Origin of the sequence: Rhodococcus sp. MS13, assembly GCF_013277835.1 — a bacterium.
GTDB classification, from domain to species: Bacteria; Actinomycetota; Actinomycetes; order Mycobacteriales; family Mycobacteriaceae; genus Rhodococcus_F; species Rhodococcus_F erythropolis.
This window is the reverse complement of record NZ_VBTL01000007.1, coordinates 413,143-431,862: the sequence shown is the minus strand read 5'-3', so window position 1 is coordinate 431,862 and position 18,720 is coordinate 413,143. Positions and strand designations below refer to the sequence as shown.

The 18,720-nt window shown below is 62.8% G+C and carries 18 protein-coding genes; 13 read left to right on the top strand and 5 right to left on the bottom strand.

What is annotated here, in order from left to right; genetic code table 11:
- Window positions 1–26 precede the first annotated feature (26 nt).
- On the bottom strand, window positions 27–881 hold the full coding sequence (locus tag FEZ59_RS16075; RefSeq protein ID WP_223257810.1) for a PAC2 family protein: 855 nt from the start codon (window positions 879–881) through the stop codon (window positions 27–29).
- Window positions 882–1,049: 168 nt separating this feature from the next.
- Between FEZ59_RS16075 and metH the strand changes: the two genes are divergently transcribed.
- The 6 genes from metH (at window position 1,050) to hisG (ending at window position 8,373) form a co-directional block, all read left to right on the top strand.
- On the top strand, window positions 1,050–4,619 hold the full coding sequence (gene metH, locus FEZ59_RS16070; protein WP_020907816.1) for a methionine synthase: 3,570 nt from the start codon (window positions 1,050–1,052) through the stop codon (window positions 4,617–4,619).
- Complete coding sequence (locus tag FEZ59_RS16065; RefSeq protein WP_020907815.1) at window positions 4,612–5,310, top strand: HAD family phosphatase; 699 nt, start codon at window positions 4,612–4,614, stop codon at window positions 5,308–5,310. Before metH ends, FEZ59_RS16065 begins: the two co-directional genes overlap by 8 nt.
- Before the next feature lie 12 nt (window positions 5,311–5,322).
- Window positions 5,323–6,183, top strand: coding sequence for a rhodanese-related sulfurtransferase (locus FEZ59_RS16060; RefSeq protein ID WP_003944828.1), 861 nt, complete (start codon window positions 5,323–5,325; stop codon window positions 6,181–6,183).
- A 3-nt stretch (window positions 6,184–6,186) separates the two neighbouring features.
- Entirely contained in the window at window positions 6,187–7,101 is a 915-nt protein-coding gene (locus FEZ59_RS16055; protein WP_172932878.1) for a pseudouridine synthase, read from the top strand.
- A gap of 41 nt (window positions 7,102–7,142) precedes the next feature.
- Window positions 7,143–7,424: a phosphoribosyl-ATP diphosphatase gene (locus FEZ59_RS16050; RefSeq protein WP_020907813.1), complete on the top strand. Its 282-nt coding sequence runs from the start codon at window positions 7,143–7,145 to the stop codon at window positions 7,422–7,424.
- Window positions 7,425–7,521: 97 nt separating this feature from the next.
- Window positions 7,522–8,373: an ATP phosphoribosyltransferase gene (gene hisG, locus FEZ59_RS16045; protein WP_003944905.1), complete on the top strand. Its 852-nt coding sequence runs from the start codon at window positions 7,522–7,524 to the stop codon at window positions 8,371–8,373.
- A 46-nt stretch (window positions 8,374–8,419) separates the two neighbouring features.
- On the opposite strand, the gene FEZ59_RS16040 is transcribed toward hisG, so the two are convergent.
- Window positions 8,420–9,229, bottom strand: a complete 810-nt coding sequence (locus FEZ59_RS16040; protein ID WP_019748522.1) for a thioesterase family protein — start codon at window positions 9,227–9,229, stop codon at window positions 8,420–8,422.
- A 1-nt stretch (window position 9,230) separates the two neighbouring features.
- Window positions 9,231–10,292, bottom strand: coding sequence for a RecB family exonuclease (locus FEZ59_RS16035; protein ID WP_031333396.1), 1,062 nt, complete (start codon window positions 10,290–10,292; stop codon window positions 9,231–9,233).
- On the opposite strand from FEZ59_RS16035, the gene FEZ59_RS16030 reads away from it, so the two are divergent.
- A complete protein-coding gene (locus FEZ59_RS16030) occupies window positions 10,260–11,183 on the top strand; it encodes a tRNA (adenine-N1)-methyltransferase (protein ID WP_007729892.1) in 924 nt (307 codons plus the stop codon). The genes FEZ59_RS16035 and FEZ59_RS16030 overlap by 33 nt on opposite strands.
- 64 nt (window positions 11,184–11,247) lie before the next feature.
- Here FEZ59_RS16030 and FEZ59_RS16025 read toward each other — a convergent pair whose 3' ends face one another.
- Window positions 11,248–11,772 carry a hypothetical protein gene (locus FEZ59_RS16025; protein WP_021344326.1) on the bottom strand — a complete coding sequence of 175 codons (525 nt, stop codon included), beginning with the start codon at window positions 11,770–11,772 and terminating at the stop codon, window positions 11,248–11,250.
- A 195-nt stretch (window positions 11,773–11,967) separates the two neighbouring features.
- Between FEZ59_RS16025 and arc the strand changes: the two genes are divergently transcribed.
- On the top strand, window positions 11,968–13,743 hold the full coding sequence (gene arc, locus FEZ59_RS16020; protein WP_003944870.1) for a proteasome ATPase: 1,776 nt from the start codon (window positions 11,968–11,970) through the stop codon (window positions 13,741–13,743).
- Window positions 13,744–13,860: 117 nt separating this feature from the next.
- On the top strand, window positions 13,861–14,538 hold the full coding sequence (locus tag FEZ59_RS16015) for a TIGR00266 family protein (protein ID WP_003944961.1): 678 nt from the start codon (window positions 13,861–13,863) through the stop codon (window positions 14,536–14,538).
- Window positions 14,539–14,588: 50 nt separating this feature from the next.
- Here the strand turns inward: FEZ59_RS16015 and FEZ59_RS16010 are convergent, their stop codons facing one another.
- Window positions 14,589–15,146, bottom strand: a complete 558-nt coding sequence (locus tag FEZ59_RS16010; RefSeq protein WP_020969670.1) for an NUDIX domain-containing protein — start codon at window positions 15,144–15,146, stop codon at window positions 14,589–14,591.
- Between the two features lie 58 nt (window positions 15,147–15,204).
- Here FEZ59_RS16010 and dop point away from each other — a divergent pair, with 58 nt between their 5' ends.
- The 4 genes from dop to prcA all read left to right on the top strand — a co-directional run bounded on the left by dop (window position 15,205) and on the right by prcA (window position 18,685).
- Window positions 15,205–16,704: a depupylase/deamidase Dop gene (gene dop, locus FEZ59_RS16005; protein WP_019748516.1), complete on the top strand. Its 1,500-nt coding sequence runs from the start codon at window positions 15,205–15,207 to the stop codon at window positions 16,702–16,704.
- A 147-nt stretch (window positions 16,705–16,851) separates the two neighbouring features.
- Window positions 16,852–17,046, top strand: coding sequence for a ubiquitin-like protein Pup (locus tag FEZ59_RS16000; RefSeq protein ID WP_003944925.1), 195 nt, complete (start codon window positions 16,852–16,854; stop codon window positions 17,044–17,046).
- Window positions 17,043–17,921 (top strand): proteasome subunit beta, encoded by an 879-nt coding sequence (gene prcB, locus FEZ59_RS15995; protein WP_019748515.1) that lies wholly within the window; start codon window positions 17,043–17,045, stop codon window positions 17,919–17,921. The genes FEZ59_RS16000 and prcB overlap by 4 nt, the downstream gene beginning before the upstream one ends.
- Window positions 17,918–18,685 carry a proteasome subunit alpha gene (prcA, locus tag FEZ59_RS15990; protein ID WP_019748514.1) on the top strand — a complete coding sequence of 256 codons (768 nt, stop codon included), beginning with the start codon at window positions 17,918–17,920 and terminating at the stop codon, window positions 18,683–18,685. The genes prcB and prcA overlap by 4 nt, the downstream gene beginning before the upstream one ends.
- Window positions 18,686–18,720: the final 35 nt, after the last annotated feature.

Genomic DNA, 18,720 nt, shown 5'->3' with positions numbered 1-18,720 from the left:
TCCACCTTCTTCTGGAGTGTTCTTGCTCACAGTCCGAAGCTGCCGGGTCCTCGCCGTCTGAGGTAGCGCTCGAATTCCGCGGCGATGGCGTCGCCGTCGATCTTGGAGATTGCTTCGCTGATGTCGGTTTCGGCGTCTCCCCGCTCTTCCAGGGTGCGCACGTATTCGCCGATTTCCTCGTCGTCCGCGGTCATTTCGTTGACCGCTTCCTCCCAATCTTCCGACTGAGCTGGGAGTTCACCGAGGGGGACCTCGATGTCGAGAACATCCTCGACTCGTTGAAGGAGGGCCACTGTGGCCTTCGGGTTGGGTGGCTGCGAGACGTAGTGCGGAACCGCTGCCCAGAACGAAATAGCGGGTACACCAGCACGAACGCACTCATCCTGAAGAACTCCGGTGATGCCTGTCGGGCCTTCGTATCGGGTCTGTTCGAGGTTGAATCGTGCCGCGGATTCGCTGCTGTACGCCGTGCCCGTGACCGGCACCGGGCGGGTGTGCGGAGTATCGGCGAGCAGGGCTCCGAGGATGACCACCGTCTTGACGTTCAGTTGGTCGATCAACTCGAGCAGATCCTCGCAGAAACTGCGCCACCGCATGTTGGGTTCGATCCCGCGAAGAAGGACGATGTCGCTCTCACTGCCTGGAGGCGAACAGACCGACAAACGTGTTGCCGGCCAAACGATTTCGCGAGTGACACCGTCGACCTGACGGACCGTGGGACGGTTGACCTGGTAGTCGTAGTAGTCCTCGGAATCGAGTTCGGCGAGCGGCTGGGCATCCCAGATCAGCTCGAGATGTTCGACCGCACCGCTGGCTGCGTCACCGGCGTCGTTCCAGCCCTCGAAAGCTGCAACGAGGATGGGATCACGTAGGACAGGGATGTCGCCCTCGAGGCGGTCGCTGCTGTCGACGGCAAAGCCGTCAGGGCTCTCGAAGGCCGCGGAATCGTCGAAATCGACCGGGCCGTCGGGAGTGACGGGGAACTCACTTGGACTCACCCACCTAGCCTACGGCCAGAGCTTGTCGGTGCGCCCACTACTCTGGACGGCATGTCTGCCCCATTTAACTCTGCCCTGCTTGATGCGCTGAAACAGCGCGTTGTCATCGGCGACGGAGCGATGGGCACCATGTTGCAGGCCGCGGACCTCACCCTGGACGACTTCCTCGGCCTCGAGGGGTGCAATGAGATCCTCAACGACACCCGTCCCGACGTGCTCAAAGACATCCACCGTGCGTACTTCGCCGCTGGTGCCGATGCCGTCGAGACCAACACCTTCGGTTGCAACCTGCCCAACCTCGCCGACTACGACATCTCTCACCGGATCCGCGAACTCGCGGAAAAAGGCACTGCTCTCGCCCGTGAAGTAGCGGACGAGATGGGACCAGGCCGCGACGGCATGGCCCGATTCGTACTCGGCTCGATGGGACCGGGAACCAAGCTCCCCAGCCTCGGGCACGCACCGTACGCAGTCCTTCGTGACGCGTACACCGAAGCTGCGCTCGGCATGATCGACGGTGGCGCCGACGCCATCCTCGTCGAAACCTGCCAGGACCTGCTTCAGGTGAAGGCGGCCATTCTCGGCAGTCAGCGCGCGATGGAGCAACTCGGACTGCGGTTGCCGATCATCACGCACGTGACGGTAGAGACAACTGGAACGATGCTCCTGGGCAGTGAGATCGGTGCGGCGCTGACGGCACTCGAGCCACTCGGTATCGACATGATCGGCCTGAACTGTGCCACCGGGCCGGCCGAGATGAGCGAACATCTCCGGCACCTGTCCAAGTACTCGACGCTGCCGGTGTCGGTCATGCCCAATGCCGGCCTGCCGCAGCTCGGCCCCAAGGGCGCCGAGTACCCGCTGACCGCCGACGAATTGGCCGAAGCCCTCAGTGGTTTCGTTTCCGAGTTCGGACTCGGCCTCGTAGGCGGCTGCTGCGGTACGACACCCGAGCACATCAGCGCGGTCGCCGACGCGGTCCGTCAGGTCGAGAAGGCCCAGCGCACCCCGATCCACGAGCCGAGTACCTCTTCGCTGTACTCGGCGGTGCCGTTCGAGCAGGACGCCAGCATCCTGATGATCGGTGAACGCACGAACTCCAACGGCTCCAAGGCTTTCCGTGAGGCAATGCTCTCCGCGGACTACCAGAAGTGCCTGGACATCGCCAAGGACCAGACCCGCGACGGCGCACACATGCTCGACCTCAACGTCGACTACGTGGGCCGCGACGGTGCCGCCGACATGTCGGAACTGGCCAGCCGTCTGGCGACGTCCTCGACGCTGCCGATCATGCTCGACTCCACCGAGCCTGCCGTGTTGCAGGCCGGTCTCGAACACCTCGGTGGCCGCTGCGCTGTCAACTCCGTCAACTACGAGGACGGCGCCGGCCCCGAATCGCGTTTTCACAAGATCATGACGTTGGTCAAGGAGCACGGCGCGGCGGTCGTCGCCCTGACCATCGACGAAGAGGGCCAGGCTCGCACCGCCGAGACCAAGGTCGCCATCGCCAAGCGTCTGATCGAGGACATCAAGGGAAACTGGGGACTCGCCGAGTCCGACATCATCGTCGACGCCTTGACCTTCCCCATCTCCACCGGTCAGGAAGAGGTGCGTCGCGACGGCATCGAGACCATCGAAGCGATCCGTCAGCTCAAGGCTGCGTACCCGGAACTGCACTTCACCCTGGGTATCTCGAACATTTCGTTCGGTTTGAACCCGGCCGCACGGCAGGTCCTCAACTCGGTGTTCCTGCACGAGTGCACCGAGGCAGGTCTGGACACGGCGATCGTTCACGCGTCCAAGATTTTGCCGATGGCGCGAATTCCGGACGAGCAGCGTGAAACCGCACTCGACCTGGTCTACGACCGTCGTAGCGAGGGCTACGACCCGCTGCAGAAGCTGATGGCTCTGTTCGAGGGTGTCTCGGCTGCGTCGGCGCGCGAGTCCCGTGCGCAGGAACTCGCCGGACTTCCGTTGTTCGACCGGCTCGAGCGTCGCATCGTCGACGGCGAGCGCAACGGCCTCGACGACGATCTCACCGAAGCGATGACGGTCAAGTCCCCGATCGAAATCATCAACGAGACACTGCTTTCGGGCATGAAGACCGTCGGTGAACTGTTCGGTTCCGGACAGATGCAGTTGCCGTTCGTTCTGCAGTCCGCCGAGGTCATGAAGGCAGCAGTTGCGTTCCTCGAGCCGCACATGGAAGCGACGGACGACGACGGCAAGGGCCGCCTCGTCATTGCGACGGTCAAGGGCGACGTCCACGATATCGGCAAGAACCTTGTCGACATCATCTTGAGTAACAACGGTTACGACGTCGTGAACCTCGGCATCAAGCAGCCCATCGCGACCATTCTCGATGCCGCGATCGAGCACAAGGCCGATGTCATCGGCATGTCTGGACTGCTCGTGAAGTCGACAGTGGTCATGAAGGACAACCTCAAGGAACTGAACTCTCGCGGTGTCTCGGAACAGTTCCCGGTTTTGCTGGGTGGTGCCGCGCTGACGCGTTCGTACGTCGAGAACGATCTGCAGGAGGTGTACGAGGGCGACGTCAGCTATGCCCGCGACGCTTTCGAGGGTCTGAACTTGATGGACCAGATCATGACGACCAAGCGCGGCGGCGGCCCGGCGCCGGACAGCCCGGAGGCCATCGCTGCTCGCGAGAAGGCTGCCGAGCGTAAGGCTCGTCACGAGCGTTCCAAGCGCATCGCCGAAAAGCGTAAAGCTGCAGCGGTTCCCGTCGTCCTGCCGGAACGTTCCGATGTCGCTACCGACATTGCGGTGCCGACACCGCCGTTCTGGGGCTCGCGCATCGTCAAGGGAATCTCTCTGTCCGAGTACTCGGGGCTGCTCGACGAGCGCGCTCTCTTCCTCGGCCAGTGGGGCCTTCGCGGTCAGCGCAAGGGCGACGGTCCGACGTACGAGGAACTGGTCGAGTCGGAAGGCCGTCCGCGGCTCCGGTACTGGCTCGATCGGCTGACGTCCGAGGGCATCCTCGCGCACGCCGCGGTTGTGTACGGCTATTTCCCGGCGATCTCGGAGGGCGACGACGTCATCGTGCTCACCGAACCGAAACCGGATGCACCTGAACGGTTCCGGTTCACCTACCCGCGTCAGCATCGCGACCGTTTCCTGTGCATCGCTGACTTCGTGCGCTCGCGTAAGGAAGCAGAAGCGACCGGCCAGGTGGACGTTCTTCCGTTCCAGTTGGTGACGATGGGTCAGCCGATCGCGGACTTCGCCAACGAGTTGTTCGCGTCGAACTCGTACCGTGATTACCTCGAAGTTCACGGAATCGGCGTCCAGCTCACGGAATCTCTGGCCGAGTACTGGCATCGACGCGTTCGTGAAGAGCTTGTGCTTCCCGAGGGGCATACCGTCGCGGAGCAGGACCCGACCGAGGTTGCCGGCTACTTCGATCTCGAGTACCGCGGCGCTCGTTACTCGTTCGGATACGGCGCGTGCCCGGACCTCGAGGATCGTGCCAAGTTGGTGGCGTTGCTCGAACCCGAGCGAATCGGTGTCGAATTGTCCGAGGAACTGCAGCTGCATCCCGAGCAGTCCACGGACGCTTTTGTCCTGCACCACCCGGAAGCAAAGTATTTCAATGTCTGAGTTGTTGACCGAGGTATCCGAATCGACCCTCGGTGGTGTCCTGTGGGACATGGACGGCACCCTGCTCGATTCGGAGAAGCTGTGGGACATCGCGCTTCGTGAGTTGTCCCTACGCCTGGGCGGACCGATGACGGAAGCGACACGCATCGCCGTCATCGGTGCGTCGAGCCCCTTCGCTCTGGCGACGGTGTTCGACGCGCTCGGCCTGGAGAAGCATCCCGATGCCGTCGCCGAGGCGAAGGACTGGATGTACACCCGCGTCGGCGATCTGTTCGAGGACGGCGTGACCTGGCGGCCGGGTGCTCGCGATGCACTGGCGACCGTGCGTGACGGTGGTCTGCGTTCTGCACTGGTCACCAACACCGAGCGAGTACTGGTCGATCGGGCACTCGGCATGCTCGGCCGTGAATTCTTCGACCACTCGGTGTGCGGCGACGAGGTTCCCAACGGAAAACCGGCGGCGGATCCGTACCTGCGCGGAGCGCATCTACTCGGACTCGAGCCGGCGCAGTGCCTCGCCATCGAGGACTCGCCGACCGGTACTGCGTCGGCAAGCGCCGCGGGTTGCGCGGTGCTCGTCGTTCCGTGTGAGGTCGATGTCCCGGAGGGGCCTGGACGCGTGTTTCGAGAGTCTCTGGTGGACTTGTCCATTCACGATCTTCACGACGTTCACTCGAGCGCGGCACGTTAGGCGGGATTTGCTGTGGCTATTCCGAAAATTGTTCTGTTCTACCAGTTCACGCCGTTGGCGGACCCGGAAGCGATCAAGCTGTGGCAGCACAGCCTGGCCGAGTCCAACAACCTGACGGGCCGGATCATCGTCTCGCCTCACGGAATCAATGCGACGGTCGGCGGAGACATCGAGGATGTCAAGCGATACGTCCGCGGAACACGTGGCTACGAGCCGTTCCGTACCGCTGACATCAAGTGGTCGGACGGACTCGGAAACGACTTCCCTCGCCTCAGCGTCAAGGCTCGCTCGGAGATCGTGACGTTCGGAGCCCCCGACGAGCTGAAAGTCGACGAGAACGGTGTTGTCGGTGGCGGAGTTCATCTGGCGCCCAAGGAACTACACGAACTCGTCGACAGTCGCGGTGACGACGTTGTGTTCTTCGACGGCCGCAATGCATTCGAAGCCGAGATCGGCCGCTTCCGGGATGCGGTAGTTCCGGACGTCGCCACCACCCGCGATTTCGTCGACGAACTCGACAGTGGAAAATACGACCATCTCAAGGGCAAAGCCGTAGTCACCTACTGCACTGGCGGAGTGCGCTGTGAGGTGTTGTCTTCGCTGATGCGCTCACGTGGCTTCGACGAGGTCTACCAGTTGGACGGCGGAATCGTCCGTTACGGCGAGACTTTCGGCGACCGCGGCCTCTGGGATGGTTCCCTGTACGTGTTCGACAAGCGGATGAACATCGAGTTCTCATCCGAAGCCAAGACACTCGGCGTGTGTGTCGATTGTGGTACTCCGACACCGCGGTACCGCAATCGGATCGACGGCGACGGCCGCACCCTCGAATTGCTCTGCGAGAGTTGTTCACCAGACCTCGAGCAGGACTGAGCAGTGCCCAAGGCACCGTTGCCGATCCGAAACGGTCTCGGACCCGACCGGCTGCGGATGCCGGCGGAGTCGTCGGCGCATACCGTCCTCGAGCATCTGATCGGCGAGCACCCGGGGGAGCGGGACCTGTGGGCGGACCTCGTGAATGCCGGAGACGTCGTCGACGAGCACGGGCGGAAGATCACGAGTCGAACGCCCTATCAGCCGACCCGCTTCGTGTACTTCTACCGCGAGCCGGCCCCCGAGATTCCGGTTCCGCACGAGATCAAGATCTTGTACCGCGACGACTCCATTCTCGTGATCGACAAACCGCACTTCCTGGCGACCATTCCGCGGGGAGCGCACATCGTCGAAAGCGCCGTCGTGCGACTGCGTCGTGATCTGGATCTTCCGGACCTTGCGCCCGTTCACCGCCTCGACCGAATGACGGCGGGTGTCATCGTGTTCACGGTGACACCGGACCTACGACGGCCGTACCAGGAACTTTTTGCCGAGCAGCGGATCGTCAAGGAATACGAGGCGATTGCAGGGTTCGATCCGGAACTGACTTTCCCTCGCACGGTGCGTAGCCGCATCAACAAAGTTCACGGCGAGATGACGGCTACCGAGATCGATGGCGAGCCGAACAGTGAGACTTCGATCGAACTGATCGAGACGATCACCGACTCGGCCGGCCGGACTCTCGGCCGATACAGGTTGCTCCCACGGACCGGCCGTACCCATCAGCTTCGGCTGCACATCAACTCGCTGGGCGTCCCGATCGTCGGTGACAATTACTACCCCGAGTACCTTCCCGCGGTGCCCGGCGACTTCTCGACTCCGTTGCGATTGTTGGCGCGGGCGTTGGAATACCCGGATCCGATCACCGGGCAGACTCGCAGGTTCGTGAGTTCGCGCAGCCTCGACGCAGGCCTGTGAACACCGCTGTTCGTGGGCGTGTGCAAACCGCTTCCGTCCTCGTGAAAGAATGTGTACCCGTGAAGACCTTCGAATCCTTGTTCGCCGAATTGACCGAGCGTGCTGCTACTCGCCCCGAGGGGTCCGGCACTGTCGCCGCCCTCGACGCCGGTGTGCATGCTCAGGGCAAAAAGGTCATCGAGGAAGCCGGTGAAGTGTGGATCGCTGCGGAATACCAGAGCGATGAGCAGCTAGCCGAGGAAATTTCCCAGCTGCTGTACTGGACGCAGGTGTTGATGGTCGGTCGCGGACTGACCCTCGAGGACGTGTACCGACATCTGTGATCGGAGCTGACCAGCGAGATGTTCGCCATCTCGCTCGTCCAGGGCTTCCGATTCATGTCGTCTCACGTCACCCACACCTTCCGAAAGGACATCCACCATGCTGCGCGTAGCAGTTCCCAACAAAGGCTCACTGTCCGAGTCCGCCGCCGAAATTCTCAGCGAGGCCGGCTACCGTCGACGCACCGATTCCCGTGATCTGACGGTCCTCGATCCTGCCAACCAGGTCGAGTTCTTCTTCTTGCGTCCCAAGGACATTGCGATCTACGTCGGCTCCGGTGAGCTGGATCTCGGTATCACTGGTCGTGATCTCGCCGGCGACTCGGGCGCTCCCGTATCCGAGCGTCTGTCACTGGGCTTCGGCCGTTCGTCGTTCCGCTACGCAGCACCAGCAGGCAAGGACTGGGCCGTTGAGGATCTGTCCGGCCTGCGCATTGCGACGTCGTACCCGAACCTTGTCCGCAAGGACCTCACCGATCGCGGACTCGACGCAACCGTCATCCGTCTCGACGGAGCAGTGGAGATTTCGATTCAGCTCGGTGTCGCCGACGCGATCGCCGACGTGGTCGGGTCGGGTCGTACTCTCCGCCAACACAACCTCGTTGCTTTCGGTGAATCGCTCTGCGATTCCGAAGGTGTCCTGATCGAGCGCACCGGCGCTCCGCAGGACGATCCCGCACGCAATCAGCTCATCGAACGCGTACGCGGAATTGTCTTCGCGCAGCAGAATCTGATGATCGACTACGACTGCCCGCGCACCATCCTCGACGACGCGATCAAGATGACTCCGGGTATGGAGTCGCCGACCCTCTCGCCGTTGGCTGACCCCGACTGGGTCGCGGTTCGCGCGATGGTTCCGATCAAGGGACACAACCAGGTGATGGATGCCTTGGCGGAACTCGGCGCCAAGGCCATCCTCGCGTCGAACATCCGCTCGGTACGCGCTTTCTGATCACCGTCTGAATAGATTTACGCGCATTCGCGCCCGTTCCTGGAAATCAGGAACGGGCGCGAATTTGCAAAGTTTGGGCGATACGGCCGACGGCACCCTGCTCGTCGTAGAGCACTCCCGCACACATGCCGACGCCGTCCGGACCGGTAGTGGTTTCGGCGGCGACACCGACCCACTCGCCCTCGGGTACACGGAAGATATGCACCGTGAGATCGGTGTTGAGGAACGTCCAGTGCTCAGGGTCGAGCTTGGCGCCGACGCCGTTGGAGATGTCGGCCACCGCGAACAAACGCTCGAGGGCAGACATCTTCTCGCCCTCGACCAGCTCGGGCTTGGGGCGTGCCCAGACCTTCCCGGTTCCCACGCACCCGATCGGAGCAATCCAGGACCAGTCGAGGGTCTTGAGGTAGCCGACGCTCCAGAGACCCTCGAGAACGCCCGGGGTGCCGCTGTCACGGGGTTCGAGCGGGGGATCGACTACGTGGACGACCTCGCCGGTATCGACGGTCTCCATCCGCCATGCCGTACCGCGCGCAACCGCGCGGGCAGATCCGTCGGCGGTGGTTGCCCACAGCTCGGCGACGATCAATTCGATTCGGCGACCGGGGCGTTCGATCCACGACCGGACTTCGAGGTCGGCAATCGGAATGGGCCCGAGAATCTCGACGACGACGCGCGTCAGACGGGTTTCGTCGCGCGCACCGCACCGCTCGAGGGCTCGTACCAACAGCGCCGACGGGGGAGCACCGTGCTGCAGTGTCGGGCCCCAGATGCTGACAGTCGCCTGCGTGCTCGCGAACCGCTCGTGCCCTTCCTCCGTGGTTCCGAGGTAGCGGTAGTACGAACTGTCCGTCATGTTATGAATTCTCCTTTGCAGCAACAGGTTCGGTGCTCAGCAGGTCCGGCCAACCTGGATACGGCGGTGGTGTTCCGCCGAACGAGGGGCACAGTGACTTGTGATCGCACCAGTCGCACAGTTTGCCAGGCTTGGGTCTGAAGTCTCCGGTCGCACCTGCCGCGAGGATCGCCTTCCAAATGGCGGAGAGGGTCCGCTCGAATCGAATGAGCTCGTCGTGATCCGGGGCGTACGTGAGAATCGAGCCGGAGGCCAGATAGATCAGGCGCAGTTGCGCGGGAACGATTCCGCGAGTGCGCAGCAATACGAGCGCGTAGAACTTCATCTGGAAGAGCGCTTTGGACTCGGTGAACTCGCGGGGTGCCTTTCCGGTCTTGTAGTCGACCACCCTCACCTCACCGGTAGGTGCAACGTCTATCCGGTCGACGAAGCCGCGGAGTCGAACGCCGTTCTCCAACTCGGTCTCGACGTAGACCTCGCACGCCTCGGCATCGAATCGAGTGGGATCTTCGAGCGTGTAGTACGTCGCGACGAGCTTGCCGACTTCGCCGAGAAACGCGTCCAGCTCGTCTTCCGGAATCAGATCAGCTGCCTCGGGAGACTCGGCACTGACACGTTCCCACGCGGGACGGACGAGTTCGGCTGCGCGATCGGGAACCCGGTGGCCGGTCGGGAGTGCAAAAAGCGCTTCCAAGGCCGCATGGACGACGGTGCCTCTGACCTGGGCTCTGGTAGGTGTTTCCGGAATTCTGTCGACCGCTCGGAACCGGTAGAGCAGGGGGCATTGCTTGTAGTCACCCGCACGCGAAGGAGAGAGCGCCGGCCGACTACGCGGGCGCTCCTGTGATGTTGCACCCGTTGGAGTGGGGGTTGGCAATTCGACAGAGCTCACACCTGGCAGGCTATGCGGTTGGTCCGACAACTCCGTCGGAGCCGGTGGCGAGGACACCGGAAACAAGCGAACAGGGATCATCTGCGCATGGCGAACGAGCTGCAACCAGAAGAAGGCACGACCGAAGTGGATGAGGTTGTGCAGTCCGCTGTCGCCGAGATTCCCGAACAAGAGCTTCCAGAAGCTGATCTCACTGCGCCGGGCAAGCGGCCGTCGGGGCCGTTTCGCGTCGGCGACCGAGTCCAGCTGACCGACGGCAAGGGACGCCACTACACGATCGTTCTCGAGGCGAACCGCGAGTACCACACCCACAAGGGCGGAATCGTTCACAACGATTTGATCGGCGCCGACGAGGGCAGCGTCGTCAAGTCGGTCAACGGCACGCCCTACCTCGCCCTGCGCCCGCTACTGGTCGACTACGTGCTGTCCATGCCGCGCGGTGCACAGGTCATCTACCCGAAGGACGCAGCTCAGATCGTCCACGAAGGCGACGTGTTTCCAGGAGCACGCGTGCTCGAAGCCGGAGCCGGCTCCGGCGCACTGACGTGTTCACTACTGCGTGCCGTCGGACCCGAGGGCAAGGTCATCTCCTACGAGGTCCGCGACGATCATGCCGAACACGCGGTTCGCAACGTCGAGACCTTCTTCGGTGAACGTCCGCCGAACTGGGAACTGACCATCGCCGATCTGGCGGAGTTCGATCCGGAAGCGCACGGCGGCAAGGTCGATCGCGTCGTACTCGACATGCTGGCTCCATGGGACGTCCTGCCCGCCGTCTCGAAGGCGCTCGTGCCAGGCGGCGTGTTGATCGTCTACGTCGCGACCGTTACTCAGCTCTCGAAGGTCGTCGAAGCGATGCGTGAGCAGGAATGCTGGACCGAGCCACGGTCGTGGGAATCGATCGTGCGCGGTTGGCACGTCGTCGGTTTGGCGGTGCGTCCCGAGCATCGGATGCAGGGCCACACCGCGTTCCTCGTGAGCGCTCGTCGTCTGGCCGAAGGAACGGTCACCCCGAAGCCGCAGCGGCGCGCGGGCAAGGGCTCGAACACGGCAGCCAAGTAGTCATACGAAAACAACAAGAGCGGCGATCCGGATTCCGGATCGCCGCTCTTGTCGTAGCTGGAAGTTATGCGGTGCAGGAAGCGCGGCCCATTTCCAGGAGCACGCATGCCGAGGTGTCGGACAGCTTCCAGGAGCCGTCTTCGAGCTCCCAGGTCCACGGGGTGGCGGGTGCGGCGCCGTGCGGGCTGACGACGGCGACGTCTGCGGTTGCGGTCTGACCGTCGACCTTGACGTTGTCCACGTTGAACGTGATCGCGTAGGCCGGGTTACCGCCCAGCGCAGCACTCATCGTCTCGATGTTGGCCTGACGCTTGGTTCCGTCGACCACCAGAGCGGTCTTCTCCTCGATCGGCTTGGCCGGATCGATCAGAGCGACGAGCGAAGCGTTGAGCTCCTCGGCCGTCGGAGCCGTTGCGGCAGCGGCAGCAGGCGTCGTAGCGGAAGCCGAGGCCTTGGCCGTGGTGCTCGAGGCGGCGACCGAAGTCGAGCTGGCAGCCGTCGAATCCTTGTTGTCGTCCGAGCTGCATGCGCCCATGGTCAGGACGGCAGCGACGGCACAAGCGCTGATGAGAGTCTTGCGGATGATCACAGCGTTACCTTTCGTTGTAAAGAGAGACAGGCGCTGTCTCCATCTTGTAGGCAAGGCTAACATGACCAAAACCTGGCTCGAGACCAGTCGGCACGGTCCGTACTCAGGTGTGAATTCGCACTCGCGCACCGTGTCTGGCGACACTTGGGGCCTTATGCCGGTAGCGTTGATGGATCGCACTGGGAGGAGACGCACATGAGCTCGACAGAGAACCCGGATTCGGTTGCGGCAGCAGAAGAACTCCACGCGCTACGAGTGGAAGCACAAGTACTGCGCCGACAACTTGCACAATCGCCGGAGCAGGTGCGTGAGCTGGAGTCGAAGGTGGACTCGCTGTCCATCCGAAACAGCAAGTTGATGGACACCCTCAAGGAGGCCCGTCAGCAGCTCATCGCACTTCGTGAAGAAGTCGACAGACTCGGTCAGCCGCCGAGCGGTTACGGAGTCCTTCTCTCGGTACACGAGGACAAGACCGTCGACGTGTTCACGTCGGGTCGCAAGATGCGATTGACGTGCTCACCGAACATCGACACGGACACCCTTGCCCTCGGACAGACGGTGCGCCTCAACGAGGCACTCACGATCGTCGAGGCCGGCACCTACGAGCAGGTCGGTGAGATCAGCACGCTCCGTGAGGTACTCGACGACGGCTTGCGCGCACTGGTGGTCGGTCATGCCGACGAAGAGCGCATCGTCTGGCTCGCAGCGCCGTTGGCAGCGGTCTTCGCCGACCCCGAAGCCGACATCATCGCGTACGACGCCGATTCTCCGACCAGGAAACTGCGTCCGGGCGACTCGTTGCTCGTCGACACCAAGGCCGGGTACGCCTTCGAGCGCATCCCGAAGGCCGAGGTCGAAGATCTGGTTCTCGAGGAAGTTCCGGATGTTCACTACGACGACATCGGTGGTCTCGGGCGTCAGATCGAACAGATCCGTGATGCCGTCGAACTCCCGTTCCTCCACAAGGACCTGTTCCATGAGTACTCGCTGAGGCCGCCGAAGGGTGTACTGCTCTACGGTCCGCCTGGTTGCGGTAAGACGCTCATCGCCAAGGCCGTCGCCAACTCGTTGGCGAAGAAGATCGCCGAAGCTCGCGGTCAGGACAGCAAGGACGCCAAGTCCTACTTCCTGAACATCAAGGGCCCGGAACTTCTGAACAAGTTCGTCGGCGAAACCGAGCGTCACATCCGGATGATCTTCCAGCGTGCTCGTGAGAAGGCGTCCGAGGGGACGCCGGTGATCGTCTTCTTCGACGAGATGGACTCGATCTTCCGTACCCGTGGTTCGGGAGTCTCTTCCGACGTGGAGACAACGGTCGTCCCGCAGCTGCTCAGCGAGATCGACGGTGTGGAAGGGCTCGAGAACGTCATCGTCATCGGCGCTTCCAACCGTGAGGACATGATCGACCCGGCCATCCTGCGTCCGGGCAGACTGGACGTGAAGATCAAGATCGAGCGCCCCGACGCGGAATCCGCTCAGGACATCTTCTCGAAGTACCTGGTGGACGGTCTGCCGATCAATGCGGACGACCTTGCCGAGTTCGGTGGCGATCGCACCGCATGCTTGAAGGCGATGATCGTTCGCGTCGTCGATCGCATGTACGCGGAGAGCGAAGAGAATCGTTTCCTCGAGGTCACCTACGCCAACGGCGACAAGGAAGTTCTGTTCTTCAAGGACTTCAACTCGGGTGCGATGATCCAGAACATCGTCGACCGCGCCAAGAAGTACGCGATCAAGTCGGTACTCGACACCGGTGCTCCTGGCTTGCGTGTGCAGCACCTCTTCGATTCCATCGTCGACGAGTTCGCCGAGAACGAGGATCTGCCCAACACCACCAATCCTGATGACTGGGCACGTATTTCGGGCAAGAAGGGTGAGCGGATCGTCTACATCCGCACACTCGTCACCGGTAAGAACGCCAGTGCCAGCCGCGCGATCGACACAGAGTCGAACACGGGCCAGTACCTGTAGCGAAACGAACACCGATCGGGCCGGCACTCCTCGGGAGTCGTCGGCCCGATCTGTGCGTCGCTGCCGTTCCCTCCGTTGCGATTGGACCGGTCGGTCGCGCTGGTTTAGAGTCCCGCCGTGCAGATACATCTTCGACACAATCCGTCGTCCACTGTCGCTCGCTGCTACCTCGCGCCCGGCGAACCGCTGCGCGTGGAGAGCGGGGCAATGCTCGCGCATTCCGCAGGCGTAGTTCTCGAAGCGAAGGCGCAGGGCGGCGTCCTGCAGGGACTCAAGCGGTCGATGCTCAGTGGGGAGTCGTTTTTCGTCACGACGTATACCGCTCCGCCGCAAGGTGGTTGGGTCGACGTGACCGGCGTGCTTCCCGGCGATCTGATCCCACTGACCATCACGTCCGACCGCCCGTTCTTCCTCAACCGTGGAACCTGGTTGGCCAACTCCTACGGCGTGACCGTCGAGTCCAAGTGGGGAGGCATGTCCAACCTCTTCGGCGGTGAGGGTGGATTCGGTCTGCGGGCAAGTGGCGACGGTGAAGTAGTGCTGGCCGTCTACGGCGCGATCGACGTCATCGACTTGCAGCCAGGCGAGACGGTCACGATCGATACCGGTCACGTGGTCGCCTACGACCTCGGGATGAACTTCAACATGCGGCGCGCCGTTCAGGGGCGCACCATTCAGTCGATGAAGTCCGGTGAAGGGTTTGTCTTCGACTTCACCGGCCCAGGACGCGTTCTCGCGCAGACCCGCAACCCCAGCGCGTTTGCAGCTTGGCTCTCAGCGATCACCCCGGGCTGATCACGGTCGCAGCAGTGTTCAGTCCCAGCGGTGTTCAACTCCAGCGGTGTTCAGCTCCAGCAATAGTCGGCCAGCAGCGCGCGTGAGTCCGGAACGAACGGCCACGACGGGTCCTGCAGGTGGGCGCCGAGTTCTTTCGGCGTCCACCACCAACCTTCGGCGATCTCGCTGGGTTGATGTGCCATCGGCCCGTCGTATCTGAGTTCGAACGCAAACAGGTGACAGCGCAACGGAGAGTTGTTCCACTCGCCGTCCCAGGAGATTCGAGCGATCTCCGTCAGTTGGAGTGGCTGATCTGCTGTTCCGAAGATTCCGAGTTCTTCACCGACTTCACGGATCGCGGTTTCCTGCGGCGTCTCACCTGGATCAACGACACCTCCGGCAAGACAGTCGTGATAGCCCCCGAACACCGCTTTTGTATCGGTTCGGCGATGGACGTAGATGCGGGAGCCGTCCCCGGTGCGAACCAGGACGCCCGCACTCGCGTGCCAGAGCCCACCCGAGTAGACGACGGAACGTGGTGCTCGGCCGATCGGATTACCCGTCCGGTCGTACACGGCGACTACCTCGTCCGCGGGATTCAGGTCTGCGGTGAGAGGTTGGTGCATTCCTCCAACTGTGCCACGCCTGTGGGTGCCGCGCCGCAATCACATAGGCTCTTGTGTCATGCAGCGGATCATCGGTGTCGAGGTCGAATACGGAATATCTTCACCCAGTGAGCCGTCGGCGAATCCGATTCTCACTTCAACCCAGGCGGTGCTTGCCTACGCCGCCGCAGCGGGCGTGCCACGGGCCAAGCGCACACGCTGGGATTACGAGGTCGAATCTCCGCTGCGAGATGCCCGAGGCTTCGATCTGGGGCGAATGAGCGGGCCCGCACCGGTCATCGACGCGGACGAGATCGGCGCCGCGAACATGATTCTCACCAACGGGGCACGGTTGTACGTCGACCACGCCCATCCGGAGTATTCGGCCCCCGAGGTCGCCGACCCGCTCGATGCCGTGATCTGGGACAAGGCCGGCGAACGAGTGATGGAGGCAGCTGCGCGGCATGCCTCCAGCGTGCCGGGTGCCCCACGGTTGCAGTTGTACAAGAACAACGTCGACGGCAAGGGTGCGTCGTACGGCACGCACGAGAACTACCTCTGCTCGCGTGACACCCCCTTCGCCTCGATCGTGACCGGCTTGACGCCGTTCTTCGCGTCGCGGCAGGTGATCTGTGGTTCCGGTCGTGTGGGTCTCGGTCAGTCCGGCGACGAGGCCGGATTCCAGCTTTCGCAGCGATCCGACTACATCGAGGTCGAAGTAGGCCTCGAGACCACCCTCAAGCGCGGAATCATCAACACCCGCGACGAACCGCACGCGGATGCGGACAAGTACCGCCGGCTGCACGTCATCATCGGTGACGCGAACCTCGCGGAGATGTCGACCTACCTCAAGGTGGGAACAACCGCGCTGGTACTCGACCTGATCGAGGCGGGCGTCGACCTCACCGATCTGCAACTGGCACGTCCGGTCACCGCCGTCCACCACATCAGCCACGACCCCACCCTTCGCAAGACCGTTGCGCTGGCCGACGGTCGCGAACTGACGGGGCTTGCGCTGCAACGTATTTACCTCGAACGTGTCTCGAAGTTCCTCGATCGCGAGGCGGATCGTGATCCGCGAGCGGACGATATCGTCGCCAAGTGGGCGATGGTTCTCGATCTCCTCGAGCGCGATCCCATGGAGTGCGCGAACATCCTCGACTGGCCGGCCAAACTGCGCCTGCTCGAAGGTTTCCGCAATCGTGAGGGACTCGCGTGGTCGGCTCCGCGATTGCATCTGGTGGATCTGCAGTACTCCGACGTGCGACTCGACAAGGGCCTCTACAACCGTCTGGTTGCTCGCGGCTCCATGGAGCGGCTTGTCACCGAACAGCAGGTTCTCGACGCGGTCACGAACCCTCCCACCGACACTCGCGCATACTTCCGTGGCGAGTGCTTACGCCGATTCGGTGCCGATATCGCGGCCGCGAGCTGGGATTCGGTCATCTTCGATCTCGGCGGCGAGTCGTTGATCCGCATCCCCACCCTCGAGCCGCTTCGAGGTACCAAAGCGCACGTCGGAGCGTTGCTCGACTCCGTTGACAGCGCCGCGGAACTGGTTGATCAGCTCACTCACTGAAACAGCCGATGCGGCTCGCCGTCGCGTCTCTCCACACCTGACGGTGCCGCTCGGTAGGGTGAAGGTCCGAGCGGGATCAGTTACCGACTCTGCTGGGCCGAACAGGATGCTCGCGAGAGCTCCCTTCACACAAGGAGGTCGACGGCGATGGCTCAAGAACAGACGCAGCGTGCCGGTGGCGGCGAAGACGACGAAACCACTGGTGGCGACGGCAGTGCCGGCCAGGAACGTCGTGAGAAGCTCGCTGCAGAAACCGACGACCTGCTCGACGAGATCGACGACGTGTTGGAAGAGAACGCCGAGGACTTCGTCCGTGCCTATGTCCAGAAGGGCGGCCAGTGACGGTGGATCGCGCGCCCCGGATCACCGACGGGGACACACGGTTGAGCTTCGGCTCGAATCTGTCGTCATTCTCGGAATACCTTCGGGTGCATGCACCGGAGCATCTTCCGCAGAACCGCTTCGCCGACACAGGAGGTGTTGTCATGGGCGGGGGAGACGTAGCTCCGCACGGCACCACCATCGTCGCGATCAGCTATGCGGGTGGAGTTCTGCTCGCGGGTGATCGCCGAGCGACGATGGGCAACCTCATCGCCAGCCGTGACGTGCAGAAGGTGTACGTCACGGACGACTACTCGGCTGCGGGTATCGCCGGTACGGCCGGGATCGCAATCGAACTGGTCCGGCTCTTCGCGGTCGAGCTCGAACATTACGAGAAGATCGAAGGCGTCCCACTCACGTTCGACGGCAAGGCTAATCGACTTTCGTCGATGGTTCGAGGAAATCTCGGAGCAGCGATGCAAGGTTTGGCGGTCGTGCCATTGCTCGTGGGTTACGACCTGGACGCGGTCGATCCGTCGAGGGCAGGTCGCATCGTCTCCTACGACGTCGTCGGTGGGCGATACGAGGAGCGCGCGGGCTATCACGCAGTCGGATCCGGTTCCCTGTTCGCGAAATCGGCGCTCAAGAAGCTGTATTCCCCGGGAATCGACGAGGACACCGCGCTTCGGTTCGCAGTCGAGGCGCTGTACGACGCGGCAGATGACGATTCGGCTACCGGTGGTCCTGATCTGACACGCGGGATCTATCCGACTGCGGTCACCATCACCTCGGCCGGTGCCGTGGAGTTGTCGACGGCCAAGGCTGCCGAGATCGCAAGGGAGATCGTCGCGGCTCGTACTGCGACAGCGAGTCCGGAAGGGGAGTCTGCGCTATGACGATGCCGTACTACGCATCAGCCGAACAGATCATGCGCGATCGTTCGGAATTGGCGCGCAAGGGAATTGCCCGCGGACGCAGCGTCGTCGTTCTCACCTACCGCGACGGAGTGCTCTTTGTCGCCGAGAACCCGTCGAGGGCGCTGCACAAGGTCAGTGAACTGTACGACCGTCTCGGATTTGCGGCAGTGGGCAAGTACAACGAGTTCGAGAATCTGCGCCGCGCGGGCATCGTCCACGCCGACATGCGTGGGTACTCGTACGACCGTCGGGACGTCACGGGGCGTTCCCTCGCCAATGCGTACGCACAGACCTTGGGAACGATCTTCACCGAGCAGCCCAAGCCGTACGAGGTCGAGATCTGCGTTGCCGAGATCGGCCGTTTCGGGAGTAGTACGCCGGCTCAGCTCTACCGGATCACGTACGACGGTTCCATCGCGGACGAGCAGGAATTCGTGGTCATGGGCGGTACAACCGAACCGATCGTGACGGCGATGCGCGAGTCCTACCAGCGAGACCTCGACCTCGAATCCGCGGTGCGGCTCGCGGTTGGGGCGCTTCAAAAGGGCGGTCCGGCGCCGGCCGGAACCACTGAGGCGGAACCGCGAACACTCGATGTGAGTGCACTCGAGGTTGCCGTTCTCGACAGCAACCGTCCACGCCGTGCGTTCAAAAGAATCGCTGGTTCGGCATTGGAAGAGATGCTTCCAACTCCGGCAGCAACTGAGGACGCGCCGCCGGCAAACGGCGACGCACCCTCGTAGTTGCTGCGTCGGTCTGGGAGTTACTGCAGGTCTGG